The organism is Streptomyces atriruber (assembly GCF_001418325.1).
Taxonomy (GTDB): Bacteria; Actinomycetota; Actinomycetes; order Streptomycetales; family Streptomycetaceae; genus Streptomyces; species Streptomyces atriruber.
Genome location: NZ_LIPN01000160.1, coordinates 1 through 13,268 on the forward strand (window position 1 = coordinate 1; position 13,268 = coordinate 13,268).

Below are 13,268 nucleotides of genomic sequence, written 5' to 3' on the forward strand. Positions count from 1 at the left end.
GGACGCGGGCAGCAGGTCGGCGAGGACCTGGCCGGGGCGGGTGGTGGCAGCGGCGATACTCATCGGGACTCCGCGGGGGACGTGGGCAGGTGGGAACGCGTCGACGCTATCCCAGGGGGCACGGCGGCAACACGGTCATCGGCCGACAACCCGGGGGCGGGCCCTTGGTGGGCTCCGTACAAAGGGATTCGTGTACACCTCGGGCGGCGTGATGCTCGTCACTGAGGTCGGCGGGTGGGTGCCCCGTTTTGCGCGAGGGGCCGCTCCGCGGGGAGACTGTGGAGTCCCACCAAAGTCTTGTGACCCCCGAGAGCAGCCTGAGCACCATGCACGACGCACCATCGGACAGCCCGCCCGTGCCGGGGTCCGGACCGGAGCCCCTCGGTGGTGGTCTCAAGCAGCGTCACCTCACCATGCTGGGGCTCGGCGGGGTCATCGGTGCCGGGCTCTTCGTGGGGTCGGGGGCCGGGATCTCGGTGGCGGGGCCCGGCATCGTCGTGTCGTATCTGATCGCGGGCGCGCTCGCGATGTGTGTGATGCGGATGCTCGGCGAGATGTCGGCAGCGATGCCCGCATCGGGCTCCTTCTCCGTCCACGCGGAGCGCGCGCTCGGCCGCTGGGCGGGGTTCAGCGTCGGCTGGCTCTACTGGTTCCTGCTGGTGGTGGTGCTCGCCGTGGAGGCGACCGGCGCCGCGCAGATCGCCAACGGCTGGGTGCCCGGGGTGCCGCAGTGGGCCTGGGTGCTGGTCTTCATGCTGGTCTTCACCGCGGCCAACCTCGCGTCGGTGAAGAACTTCGGCGAGTTCGAGTTCTGGTTCGCGACGCTGAAGGTCTTCGCGATCGTCGCGTTCCTCGTCCTCGGTCTGCTGGCGGTCTTCGGGGTGCTGCCGGACACGGACCCGGTGGGGCTGACGAACCTGACCGGGCAGGGCGGCTTCCTGCCGCACGGCTGGGACGGTGTCGTCTCGGGCGTCCTCGCCGTCGTCTTCGCGTTCGGCGGCCTGGAGGTCGTGACGATCGCGGCCGCCGAGTCGGACGACCCGGTGCGCTCGGTCGCCCGCGCGGTGCGCAGCGCGGTCTATCGGATCCTCTTCTTCTACGTCGGGTCGATGCTGGTCATCGTGACGGTGCTGCCCTGGACGGCACAGAAGGCGGGAGTGAGCCCGTACGTCACGGTCCTCGACTCGATCGGGGTGCCGTCCGCCGGGACGATCATGAACATCGTGGTGTTCGTGGCGCTGCTCTCCGCCCTGAACGCCAACCTCTACGGGTCCTCCCGGATGGTCTTCTCGCTGGCCGAGCGCGGTGAGGCGCCGGGGGGCCTGCTGAAGGTGTCCGGCGGCGGGGTGCCGCGCCGCGCGGTCCTCGCGTCCGTCGCCTTCGGCTTCGTGTCCGTGCTCCTCAATCTGAAGTGGCCGGACTCCGTCTTCCTCTACATGCTCAACTCCGTCGGGGCGGTGCTGCTCTTCGTCTGGGCGCTGATCGCGGTCTCGCAGCTGCGGCTGCGCCGGCGCATCGAGCGCGAGGCGCCGGAGCGGCTCGTGCTGCGGATGTGGGCGTTCCCCTTTCTGACGTGGGCGGCGCTGGCCGCGATGGCCGCCGTGCTCGGTCTGATGCTGACGGACGAGGCCGCGCGGCCGCAGCTGCTGTGGTCGGCGGGGGCGACGGCGCTGGTCCTGGTGGTCGCGGGGCTGCGGGAGTGGCGCGAGACCCGTATGAACAACAGATGAACTTGATGTGCGTGTTCCTTCACAACGTGTGAGCGTCGTGTCCGTATAGCGGTCAAGTGTTCCCTGTCAGCGGTACCGGACCTCAGACTGTGGGCCGCTCGCTCCCCCGTCTCGGCTACTGAACAGGGCACGCCCATGTCTCGGACGTCCACCCCGCAGGACGCAGCACCCGACGAAGCACCGAAGGCCGACTCCCCACTGGTCCACGGCCTCAAGCAGCGGCATCTCTCCATGATCGCGCTCGGTGGCGTGATCGGCGCCGGTCTCTTCGTGGGCTCCGGAGCGGGCATCGCCGCGGCCGGTCCCTCGATCGTCCTCGCCTATGCGATATCCGGCGCGCTCGTCATGCTCGTGATGCGCATGCTGGGCGAGATGTCGGCCGCGAACCCCGCGTCGGGCTCCTTCTCGGTCCACGCCGAGCGGGCCATCGGCCCCTGGGCGGGCTTCACCGCGGGCTGGGGCTTCTGGTTCCTGCTCTGCGTCGCCGTCGGCCTCGAAGGCATCGGCGCCGCCAAGATCATGGTCGGCTGGTTCCCCGACAGCCCGGAGTGGGCGTGGGTCGCCCTCTTCATGCTGGTCTTCTGCGGCGCCAACCTTACGGCCGTGAAGAACTTCGGCGAGTTCGAGTTCTGGTTCGCCGCCCTCAAGGTCGGCGCCATCACGCTCTTCCTCGGCATCGGCGCCCTCGCGATCCTCGGCATCCTGCCCGGCTCGGACACCTCGGCCCCCGGCATGGAGAACCTCACCGGCGAGGGCGGCTTCATGCCGAACGGCACGGACGGCCTGATCATCGGCCTCCTCGCCTCCGTCTTCGCGTACGGCGGTCTGGAGACCGTCACGATCGCCGCCGCCGAGTCCGAGAACCCGGTCAAGAGCGTCGCCAAGGCCGTGCGCACCGCGATGTGGCGCATCGCCGTCTTCTACGTCGGCTCGATGCTCGTCGTCGTCACGCTGCTGCCGTGGGACAACAAGGAGGTCGTCGCCAAGGGCCCCTACGTCGCCACGCTCGACCACCTGGGCATCCCCGGCGCCGGCGAGATCATGAACGTCATCGTCCTGGTCGCCCTGCTCTCCGCGATGAACGCCAACATCTACGGCGCCTCGCGCATGTCGTACTCCCTGATCGAGCGCGGCCAGGGCCCCAAGGCGCTCGGCAAGGTCTCGGGCGGCGTGCCGCGCCTCGCGGTGCTCGCCTCCTCGGTCTTCGGCTTCGTCTGCGTGCTGCTCAGCTACTGGCGTCCGGACGACGTCTTCCCCTGGCTGCTCAACATGATCGGCGCGATGATCCTGATGGTCTGGATCTTCATCGCCGTCTCGCAGCTGATCCTGCGCCGCAGGACCGAGCGCGAGGCCCCGGAGAAGCTGGTCATCAAGATGTGGGCGTTCCCGTTCCTGACCTGGGTGGCGCTGGCCGCCATGGCGTACGTCTTCTACCTGATGACCGACCAGCCCGACACGCGCAAGCAGCTGCTCGCCACGGGCGGGCTGACGCTGGCGCTCGCCGTGATCGGCATCGTGCGGCAGAAGGTCGCGGAGAAGCGGGCGGCCGCCGCTTAGCCGCAGCAGCCGCGAGACGCACGAAGAAGCCCCGGACCTGGTGGTCCGGGGCTTCTTCGTGTCCGCGGACATTCCCGTACGGACCTAGGACGAAGGGCTGATCAACTTCTCGCACTTGCTGCTGCTAGCCTGCACTTGCGACAGACTTGCAATAACTTGAGAACCACAGCAGAGCAGCAGTCGGAGGGCTCGGATCATGGCCATTTACACGCTTCCTGAACTTCCGTACGACTACGCGGCGCTCGAACCTGTCATCAACCCGCAGATCATCGAGCTGCACCACGACAAGCACCACGCGGCGTACGTGAAGGGCGCGAACGACACTCTTGAGCAGCTGGAGGAGGCGCGCGACAAGGAGACGTGGGGCGCCATCAACGGCCTGGAGAAGAACCTCGCGTTCCACCTCTCCGGCCACATCCTCCACAGCATTTACTGGCACAACATGAACAGCCCGAAGGACGGTGGCGGCGGCGAGCCGCTGGCCGCGGACGGCGTGGGCGACCTCGCGGACGCGATCACCGAGTCGTTCGGCTCCTTCGCCAAGTTCAAGGCCCAGCTGACCAAGGCCTCGGCGACGACGCAGGGCTCGGGCTGGGGCGTGCTCGCCTACGAGCCGCTCAGCAACCGCCTCATCGTCGAGCAGGTCTACGACCACCAGGGCAACATCGGCCAGGGCTCGACGCCGATCCTGGTCTTCGACGCCTGGGAGCACGCCTTCTACCTGCAGTACAAGAACCAGAAGGTCGACTTCATCGAGGCCATGTGGCAGGTCGTCAACTGGCAGGACGTGGCCAAGCGCTACGCGTCCGCGAAGGAGCGGGTGAACAGCCTCCTGCTCGCCCCGTGAGGCCGCTGACCCCGTAGAACGTCCTGCCTCGTGATCGTCTTCTCAACTTTCGCCGAGGCAGGCGGATGAAGGAAAGGCCCCCGTGAGGACGTGACTCACGGGGGCCTTTCGGCATGCCGGGCGCTCAGTCGAAGACGGGGCCCTGGGTGCGGGTCCGCTTGATCTCGTAGAAGCCGGGGGTCGAGGCCACCAGGAGGGTGCCGTCCCAGAGCCTGGCCGCCGCCTCGCCCTTGGGGGCCGGGGTCACGACCGGGCCGAAGAAGGCGACCTGCGAGCCGTCGGCGCCGGGCACGGCGATGACCGGCGTGCCGACCTCCTGGCCGACCTTGTCGATGCCCTCCTTGTGGGAGGCACGCAGTTCCTTGTCGTACGCGTCCGAGTCCATGTGGTCGACGAGGTCGGCGGGCAGCCCGGCGTCCTCCAGGGCGCCGACGACCGCCTCGCGCGTGACGCCCTCGCCACGGTTGTGGAAACGGGTGCCGAGCGCGGTGTAGAGCTTGCCGAGAATCTCGTCGCCGTACTTCTGCTGGGCGGCGATGACGACACGGACGGGGCCCCAGGCCTTCGTCTCCAGCATCTCGCGGTACTCCGCGGGGAGGTCGTCGAGCTTGTCCTCGTTCAGCACGGCAAGGCTCATCACATGCCAGCGGACCTCCACGTCACGGACCTTCTCGACCTCCAGCATCCAGCGGGACGTCATCCAGGCCCAGGGACACAGCGGGTCGAACCAGAAATCGACGGGGGTCTTGCTGCCGTTCTCGGACATGTCTCTCCCTAGGGAATCCGTTCACATCTGGCCGGGAAAACGTCCGTGGCGCACCGGGGCATTCCCGGATGTCGGCCGCTGACGGCACATGCGAGGATCGTAGACATTCGTACGAGTGACGCGCGTCATGTGCGTCGTGCGAGCCACAGCCATGCGAGTCACAAGGGAGTGCCGCCCGTGCCCGGTGAGAATCTGTCCCGCGACGAGGCCCACGAGAGGGCCGCGCTGCTGTCCGTCGACGGTTACGAGGTCTTCCTCGACCTGCGTTCGGCGGTCGGCGAGAGCGGTCAGGAGCCGCGCACGTTCCGGTCGGTCACCACGATCCGGTTCCGCAGCGCCGAGCCGGGCGCCGCGACCTTCGCGGACCTGATCGCGCCGAGCGTCACGGCGGTGTCGCTCAACGGCAAGGACCTGGACCCCTCCGAAGTCTTCGACGGCACCCGGATCGCGCTGGAAGACCTGGCCGAGGAGAACGAACTGGTGGTGGACGCCCAGTGTGCCTACAGCCGCACCGGTGAGGGCATGCACCGCTTCGTCGACCCGGAGGACGGCGAGGTCTATCTCTACACGCAGTACGAGCCCGCGGACTCCCGCCGCGTCTTCGCCAACTTCGAGCAGCCCGACCTGAAGGCGCCCTACCGCTTCGCGGTCCAGGCCCCCGAGGGATGGACCGCGTGGTCCAACGGCGTGGGCGAGCTGACCGACGGCGTATGGAGGTTCGCCGAGACGAAGCCCATCTCGACGTACATCACGGCGGTCGTCGCGGGCCCGTACCACTACGTGACGGACTCGTACACGCGCACCCTGGAGGACGGCTCCCGCCTGGAGATCCCCCTCGGCGCGATGTGCCGCAAGGGCCTCGCCCCGCACTTCGACGCCGACGACGTCTTCCTCGTCACCAAGCAGGGCCTGGACTTCTTCCACGACAACTTCGACTACCCGTACCCGTTCGGGAAGTACGACCAGGCGTTCGTGCCGGAGTACAACCTCGGCGCGATGGAGAACCCCGGCCTGGTGACCTTCCGCGAGGAGTTCATCTTCCGCGGCAAGGTGACCCAGGCGTCGTACGAGCGCCGGGCCAACGTCATCCTCCACGAGATGGCGCACATGTGGTTCGGCGACCTGGTCACCATGCGGTGGTGGGACGACCTGTGGCTCAAGGAGTCCTTCGCCGACTTCATGGGCTCCTTCTCGATGGTGGAGGCGACCCGCTTCACCAACGGCTGGATCACCTTCGCCAACAACCGCAAGGCGTGGGCCTACCGCGCCGACCAGCTGCCCTCCACCCACCCGGTCACGGCGGACATCCGCGACCTGGAGGACGCCAAGCTCAACTTCGACGGGATCACGTACGCCAAGGGCGCCTCGGTCCTCAAGCAACTCGTGGCGTACGTGGGCCGGGACGCGTTCCTGGAAGGTGCCCGGCGCTACTTCAAGCGGCATGCGTACGGCAACACGGTCCTCGGCGACCTGCTCTCGGTCCTGGAGGAGACCTCCGGGCGCGACATGGCGTCCTGGTCGCGGGCCTGGCTCCAGACGGCCGGGGTCAACTCCCTGACCCCGCAGGTCATCCTGAACGCGGAGGGCCGGATCACCGAGCTCTCCGTCCTCCAGGAGGCCGCCGAGTCCCACCCCGAACTGCGCCCGCACCGCGTGGCCGTGGGCCTCTACCGCCGCGCGGCGGGCGGCGACCTGGAGCGGTACGCACGCGCGGAGGTCGACGTCGACGGCCCGCGCACGGTCGTGGCCGCGCTCGCCGGCGAGGCCGCGCCCGAGCTCGTCCTGGTCAACGACGACGACCTGACGTACTGCAAGATCCGCTTCGACGAGAACTCCCTGGCGACGCTGCGGGACCACCTCGGCGACATCACCGACCCGCTGGCCCGCGCCCTGTGCTGGTCCGCGCTGTGGAGCCTCACGCGGGACGGGCTCATGCCCGCGCGGGACTTCATCGGGCTCGTGCTCCGCTTCGCCGGACGCGAGAGCGACATCGGCGTGCTGCAGATGCTGCACGCGTGGACGAACTCCGCCGTCACGCACTACGCCGCGCCCGAGTGGCGCGAGGAGGGCGCCCGCGCGCTCGCCGAAGGCGCCCTGCGGGAGCTGCGGATCGCGGCGCCGGGCAGCCAGCACCAGCTGACGTGGGCGCGGTTCTTCGCCGCGGTGGCGTCGTCGGCGGCCGATCTGCAGCTGCTGCAGGGCCTGCTGGACGGCACCGCCAAGATCGACGGCCTTGAGGTCGACCAGGAGCTGCGCTGGGCGTTCCTGAGCCCGCTGGCCGCGCACGGCGCCGCCGACGAGGAGGCGCTGGCCGCCGAACTGGCCAGGGACGACACGGCCTCCGGCAAGCGGCACCAGGTGCGGTGCCTGGCCGCTCGGCCCTCGGCCGCGGTCAAGGCGCAGGCGTGGGCCTCCGTGGTGGAGTCCGACCAGCTGTCCAACGCGCTGGTCGAGGCGACGATCGCGGGCTTCGCGCAGCCGTCGCAGCGGGAGCTCGCGGCGCCGTACGTGTCGAAGTACTTCGCGGCGATCGAGCGGGTGTGGACCGAGCGGTCCATCCAGATCGGCATGGACGTGGTGCGGGGCCTGTTCCCGCACCTCCAGGGCGACGCGGCGACGCTGGCGGCGGCGGACGAGTGGCTCACCGCCCACGAGTCGTCCGCGCCGGCCCTGCGCCGTCTGGTCCTTGAGGCCCGCGACGACCTGGCGCGGTCCCTGCGGGCACAGGCGTGCGACGCGGGAGCGTCGGCCTAGCGCGGGACGAGGGCGCGCCTGCGCCGCCGCCCCGCGGCGGCGCAGGTCAGGCGCTGTCCCCGCGCGGGGGATCATCGGCCGTCGAACGCCCGTGCTTTAGGGCGAGCTTGTCCGGGTTTGTCGACGGGCCTGTAACAGCGGTTAGCGGGGCGAGGGGGCGCGGGAACGACCGGGTCATGAACCACAACACCCCGCTCTCCCCCCTCCCCCTCGCGCACCTCGCCGACGCCCAGCTCCGCGTCATGAGCACGGCCCAGCTCGGCGAGCACGGCGTCTCCGCCGCGGACGCCGGCGCGCACTGCCGCCCCGGCGGGCCCTGGCAGCAGCTGCTGCCCGGCGTCTGCCTGCTGCACCCGGGCCCGCCGACCAGCGAGGAGCGGCTGCACGGCGCCCTGTTGTACGCGGGACGGCTGCCCGCACGCCAGGCCAGGGCCGTGCCCTCGCAGCCCCGCGCGGGCGAGCCGCACGCCGCCTACGCCGACGCGATGATCACCGGGCTCGCCGCGCTCGCCCTGCACCGCTTCTCCTCCGCTCCCCCGCTGCTCTCCCTGGACCGCATCGACGTCCTGGTGCCCCGCACCCGGCGGCTGCGTTCCGTGGGCTTCGCCCGGCTCGTGCGCAGCCCCGCGATGCCGACTCCCCAGCAGATCACGGGAGTTCCGGTCGCCCCCGTGCCCCGTGCGCTCGCCGACGCCGTGGCGCAGCTCGCCGACGCGGGTGCCGTGCGGCGGCTCCTCACCGAGGCGGTGCGCGGCGGGCACTGCGAACCGGCGGCCGTCGTCAGAGAGTTGAACCAGGCCCGGCTGCTGACCCGCCCGCACGTGGTGGACGCCGTCGACTCGCTGATCGCCGAGGGGCGGGCCATCGCCGAGGACCGGCTGTACCGGATGGTCGCCGAGCACGGCCTGCCCGACCCGATGTGGAACGTCGACCTGCGCCTGCCCGGCGGCCCGCACCTCGGCGGCGTCGACGCCTACTGGCCCGACCAGGCCGTGGCCGTGGAGCTGGACACGCGGGCGCCCCGGCAGGGCCTCAGGCAGGACGACGACGCCCTGTGGTCCGAGTACGCCCGCAAGCGCGAGCACCTGGAGCGGCTGGGCATCACCGTCGTCCACATCACGCCGAGGAAGCTCAGGGACTCGCTGGAGCAGCAGGCCACCGTGGTGCGGACGGCGCTGATGGCGTCGAACGACCGCGAGCCCGCGGCGTACGTGGTGGTGCTCCCCAGCTAGCGCTGCCCGCAGAACTCCGCGTCGAGCACCGTCTTCATCTCGCCCTCGGGGCCGTTGAAGTTGAGCGCCAGCGCATGGCGGCCGTCCGCCGTCGAGGCCGCGCCGGACGCCGAGCCGTGGATGTCGCCGCCGTGTCCCCAGACGACCCGGCCGCAGGTGGTCCTGAAGGGCTCCAGGCCCAGTCCGTACCGCTGGCCGGGCTTGTCGTCGCCCTTCGGGACGGTGGTCTTCATCTCGGCGAGCTGCTTCGCGGGCAGCAGCTCGCCCCGCAGCAGCGCGGTGTAGAAGCGGTTCAGGTCCGCCGAGTCGGAGATCATCCCGCCCGCCGCGCCCGCGAGGGACGGGTTGAGCTCCGTCACGTCGTGGTTCTTGGCGCCGGGGGCGTCGGAGAGCTTGGTGTACGCCCGCGAGGCGGGCTCGGGCAAGGACGGTGCGGTGGCGGGGACCGAGGTCTCGTGCAGGCCCAGCGGCTCGATGACGCGCTCCTTGATCTCCTGCGCGTACGGCTTGCCGGTGATCCGCTCGATGAGCCGGCCGGCGATGACGTAGTTGGTGTTGGAGTAGTGCCAGCCGGTGCCGGGGGCGAAGTCCGGCTTGTGGCGCATGGCGATGGCGATGTGCTGTTCGGGGGTCCAGGTGTCGTAGCGGTGGTCGAGGAACTCCTCGGTGAACGCCTTGCGTTGGACGCCCTCGTCGGACATCACGTCGAAGATTCCGCTGGTGTGGTTGAGGATCTGGCGGACCGTGATCCGGTCGCCGTCGTGGCCGTTGCCCTCGACGACGCCCGGCAGCCACTGCCCGACCTTGTCGTCCAGATCCAGCCGCCCCTCGGCCACCAGTTGGAGGACCACCGTCGAGACGAAGGTCTTGGTGATGCTGCCGACCCGGTAGTGGTCGTGGGCGCCGCGCGGGGTCTGCCGGGTGAGGTCGCCGATGCCCGCGGCGGCGTTCCAGGTGCCGTGCCGGTCCTTGGCCTGCGCGGTGACGCCGGGGGCGTCCTCGTTCAGGGCGGCCCGCATCGCGCGCAGCGTCGCGCGGTGTCCGTCCCCCGCCCCGGGCGTCGCGGCGAGCGCGGGGGCCGCGAGCGCGCCTGCCGTCACCGTCACGGCCAGCGCCGCCGTCGCTCCTGCCCGCCCTGCGCGCCCCGTCCGTCCTCTGCCTGCTGCCATCTGCTGCCCCTCCCGGCTTCCGTTCCGTGCTGTCGGCCGAGGGGACCCGGGGCCCGGTGCCGGAGGTTGAGCGGCACATCGGGGTTGGGCTCGATTCAGCCCTTCCGCAGCAAGAGCTCCGTGTTGCGGTCGCCCGCCTCCCCGCCCAGCGCGGGCTTCGCGCCGGGCGCGTTGAAGGACAGTTCGCGGTAGAGCGCGGCCAGGCCGGTCTGTGAGAGATCGGCGAAATCCGTGCGGTGCGGGGCGGCGGACTCGATGAGCGTGGTGAAGAGGGAAATCGTTCCGTCGTGGTTGTCGGTGAGCTCGACCACCCGCGCGAGCTGGGGGTGGTCGATGTGCGACGCGGTGGAGACCTCCCAGAAGGAGCCGTGCGGGGTGCGGTGCGGGGTGATGGCGTTCTTGTGGCTGTGGCCGTTGACCCAGGCGAGGACCGAGGGGTACCGGCCGAGCAGCGACACGATCTCGTCGCCGCCGTGCCGGGCCTCGCCGGGGTGCGTCGGGTCGTGGCGGAGGTTGCGCATGGTCCTGCTGGTGTGGTGGCTGAGGACCACGACGTACGAGGGTCCGCCGTCGCGCCGCTCGTTGGCCTTCAGCTCGCGCTCCAGCCAGCGGAGTTGGGCGGTGCCGAGCGAGCCTTCGTAGTGGCCGCCGGGGTCGGTGCTGTCCAGGCTGATGCCGAGCACGTCGTCGCTGATGCGGAAGGAGTAGTACTGGGTGGCAGTGGCGAGGTTCTCCTGGGTGTAGCCGTGGCCGACGGGGCCGGGGCCCGCGTGGGCGGGGTCGAGGTGCGCCTGGACGTACTCGGCGGGGGTGAAGGGGGCCCGGGAGGCGTCCGGGGTGACGGACCGCATGCGGCGCTTCTCGCCCTGGAGGAGCTCCTTGAAGTGGGCGCCCTTGGGGTCGCGGCCCTTCTTGACCGCCTTCCAGAGGGCCGCGCCGCGCCGCTCGTCCAGGGACATCAGCTTCTTGCCGCCCGTGGCGAACTCGGTGAAGTACGGGTCGCGGGGCGCCCAGCAGCCGCCCGGCAGAGCGTCGTGGTTGCCGACCGTGGAGTACCAGGGCAGGCCGAGGCCGGGACTGTTGACCTCGCGGATCGCGGCGTCGAGGAAACCGTGCAGGCGCGGGAAGCCGAGCCGTTTGTCGGCGTCGCGCAGGGCGTCGTCCGGGTGCCAGTACAGCCCGAGGCCGCTGGCCTGCACGCCTTCGTAGCGGCGCGGGTCGCCGGTGTTGGGGGTGATGCGGCCGCCGCTCATCACCTTGAGGAACCAGTCGAGTTCGGCCCGGGAGTTGTTGTCGGTGTTGTCGCCGGTCGTCACGACGCAGTGCAGGGGCGCGCCGGTGGCGGGCGCGCCGCGCAGGGCGTTGACCCGTTCGACGAGGGCGACGGCACCGGCCACGGAGAGGGACTCGTGGGGCCGCCAGGCGCTCGCGGTCTGCGCGCGCAGGTACTCGTACCGCAGCGGGTGCTGTACGTCGACGAGGTGCAGGTCGGTGAATTGCACGAAGGCGGCGAGCGCGGTCCGCCGTCCCTCGCGGCCGGGGCGGGCCGCCGCGAGGTCGCCGCGGACGACGCGCGGCCAGGCCGGTCCGTCGCCGAGCCGCCGGTAGCCGGTGGCGCCCTGCGGGGCGGCGACGGTGAGCAGGGTGGTGCCGTTCTTGTAGGGCATGAGGGGCGCGGCGGGCGCCGGGCGGGAGTGCGGGACGGTGGCGCGGCCCGCGGGGGCGGCGTTCCCCGAGCCCGCGCCGGGGCCCAGCGCGTAGCCGATGCCGGCGGAGAGGGTGACCGCTCCGGTGGCGGCCAGGAGGGCACGGCGGTCGAGTCCGGCGGTTGCGGTAGCGACAGAGCGTATGCGCGGCATGGCGCGGTCTCCCCGAGTGCGAACGCTTCGGCAGTGGTCGCGGGAGGCCCGGGCCCGACTGCGGCCTGCGGACTTCCCGCTCGTACTGGATCGTTGGCATCGGGAGTGGCCTGCGCGTGAACGAGACGGCAACGTGCAGCGCCGATCACCGTACGTGGATCACCCGGCACCCTGCGCCGTCACGCGCCCCTCCTCCGGCGGAGAGGAAGCGGTCACTCCACGTTCACCTTTCGGGGAAGGGAGGGCGGTGGGCGCGGTCAGTGCGCCGGTCCCGTGGCGTGGCCGTGTCCGTCGGCCGGGCGGGTGCGCCACAGGTCGAGGCCGATGTCGACGAGCCCGACGCGGTCGAGGTCCGGCACGTCGTCCAGGGGGTGCCAGGCCGCGAGGTCGGTGGACCCGTCGGTCTCGTGGCGCAGTGCGCCACCGGTGACGCGTCCCTCGTACACGATCCGCAGCCCGTGGAAGTCGGCGACGGCGCCGAGCCTGCGCGGATAGCGGCGGCGCAGGGAGTCGACGCCGAGCAGGGCGACGGGCTCGACGACGTACCCGGTCTCCTCGTCGGCCTCCCGGATCACGGTGTCGTAGGGGTCCTCGCCGTGGTCCATGCCGCCGCCGGGCAGCGTCCAGCGCTTGCTGCCGTCGCCGGCGACCCAGCGGGCGAGCAACACCTGTCCGTCGCGTACGCATACGGCGTAGGCCGCCACCCGGAGTTCTTTGTGCACGGACCGACGCTAGTCGCCGTTCCTCGGGTTGGCAGGGGAGAACTCGGGGTCGGTCCAGCGCCACGGGCTCGCGGACGGTGTCTCCAGCGCCTCCGTGAGGGTGAAGCGGACCGTGCGGGAGGCCCCGTCGAAGGAGGTGCGGGCCGTGCCGGTGAGCTGGAGGGCCGTGCCGGTCGTCCAGTCGGGGAAGAGGAGCCCGGCGCGGGGGTCGGCGGTGAGGTTGCCGAGGCTCAGGAACATGGCGTTGCCCGGGAAGTCGTCCCACTCCAGGGTTGAGGGGGACGGGACGCGCACGAAGCCGGGGTTGCCGCCGCGGTGGCTCGCGTCGGCGCCGCGCGCGTGGACCGTGGCGAGGAAGAAGGTGTCGGCGGCGGCGATGAACGCCCGCTGGTCGTCGGTGAGCCGGGTGCGGCGCAGGGGCGTGCCGGGGCGTTCGGGCCGCCGCCCCTCGTGCAGCTCGCGTTTTTGCAGGTACTTCGGGCAGTTGGCGAAGACCTGGTCGGCCTCGATCGCCAGGCCGCGGGGCGTGGGGCGGGACAGGCCGTTCAGGCGCATGCGGCGCCGGGTGCGCGGGTCGAGGGCGATGGTGCCGACGGGGGTGCCCTCGCGGGCGAGTGCGGTGGCGAGGGGGT

At 71.2% G+C, this 13,268-nt stretch carries 10 protein-coding genes; 5 read left to right on the forward strand and 5 right to left on the reverse strand.

Features of this window, described 5'->3' with window-relative positions; translation table 11 throughout:
- The first annotated feature begins 326 nt into the window (after positions 1 to 326).
- The 3 genes from AOK03_RS17850 to AOK03_RS17860 all read left to right on the forward strand — a co-directional run bounded on the left by AOK03_RS17850 (position 327) and on the right by AOK03_RS17860 (position 4,134).
- Positions 327 to 1,730, forward strand: coding sequence for an amino acid permease (locus AOK03_RS17850; protein WP_055566286.1), 1,404 nt, complete (start codon positions 327 to 329; stop codon positions 1,728 to 1,730).
- A gap of 135 nt (positions 1,731 to 1,865) precedes the next feature.
- Positions 1,866 to 3,287 carry an amino acid permease gene (locus tag AOK03_RS17855; RefSeq protein ID WP_055566278.1) on the forward strand — a complete coding sequence of 474 codons (1,422 nt, stop codon included), beginning with the start codon at positions 1,866 to 1,868 and terminating at the stop codon, positions 3,285 to 3,287.
- Between the two features lie 196 nt (positions 3,288 to 3,483).
- The gene (locus AOK03_RS17860) at positions 3,484 to 4,134 is read left to right on the forward strand and encodes a superoxide dismutase (RefSeq protein WP_055566279.1); all 651 of its coding nucleotides are present in this window, start codon (positions 3,484 to 3,486) and stop codon (positions 4,132 to 4,134) included.
- Positions 4,135 to 4,258: 124 nt separating this feature from the next.
- On the opposite strand, the gene AOK03_RS17865 is transcribed toward AOK03_RS17860, so the two are convergent.
- Positions 4,259 to 4,900, reverse strand: a complete 642-nt coding sequence (locus AOK03_RS17865; RefSeq protein WP_055566280.1) for a mycothiol-dependent nitroreductase Rv2466c family protein — start codon at positions 4,898 to 4,900, stop codon at positions 4,259 to 4,261.
- Positions 4,901 to 5,077: 177 nt separating this feature from the next.
- On the opposite strand from AOK03_RS17865, the gene pepN reads away from it, so the two are divergent.
- Positions 5,078 to 7,654, forward strand: coding sequence for an aminopeptidase N (gene pepN / locus AOK03_RS17870; RefSeq protein WP_055566281.1), 2,577 nt, complete (start codon positions 5,078 to 5,080; stop codon positions 7,652 to 7,654).
- A 176-nt stretch (positions 7,655 to 7,830) separates the two neighbouring features.
- Positions 7,831 to 8,886, forward strand: coding sequence for a hypothetical protein (locus AOK03_RS17875; RefSeq protein ID WP_055566282.1), 1,056 nt, complete (start codon positions 7,831 to 7,833; stop codon positions 8,884 to 8,886).
- Here AOK03_RS17875 and AOK03_RS17880 read toward each other — a convergent pair.
- The 4 genes from AOK03_RS17880 to AOK03_RS17895 form a co-directional block, all read right to left on the reverse strand.
- A complete protein-coding gene (locus AOK03_RS17880; protein WP_208609551.1) occupies positions 8,883 to 10,055 on the reverse strand; it encodes a serine hydrolase domain-containing protein in 1,173 nt (390 codons plus the stop codon). The two genes, AOK03_RS17875 and AOK03_RS17880, sit on opposite strands and share 4 nt — an antisense overlap.
- A gap of 95 nt (positions 10,056 to 10,150) precedes the next feature.
- Positions 10,151 to 11,914 carry a TIGR03767 family metallophosphoesterase gene (locus AOK03_RS17885; RefSeq protein ID WP_055566283.1) on the reverse strand — a complete coding sequence of 588 codons (1,764 nt, stop codon included), beginning with the start codon at positions 11,912 to 11,914 and terminating at the stop codon, positions 10,151 to 10,153.
- A gap of 257 nt (positions 11,915 to 12,171) precedes the next feature.
- The gene (locus tag AOK03_RS17890; RefSeq protein WP_055566284.1) at positions 12,172 to 12,636 is read right to left on the reverse strand and encodes an NUDIX hydrolase; all 465 of its coding nucleotides are present in this window, start codon (positions 12,634 to 12,636) and stop codon (positions 12,172 to 12,174) included.
- 9 nt (positions 12,637 to 12,645) lie between these two features.
- A partial coding sequence (locus AOK03_RS17895) for a pyridoxamine 5'-phosphate oxidase family protein (RefSeq protein ID WP_055566285.1) occupies positions 12,646 to 13,268 on the reverse strand: 623 nt, incomplete at its 5' end.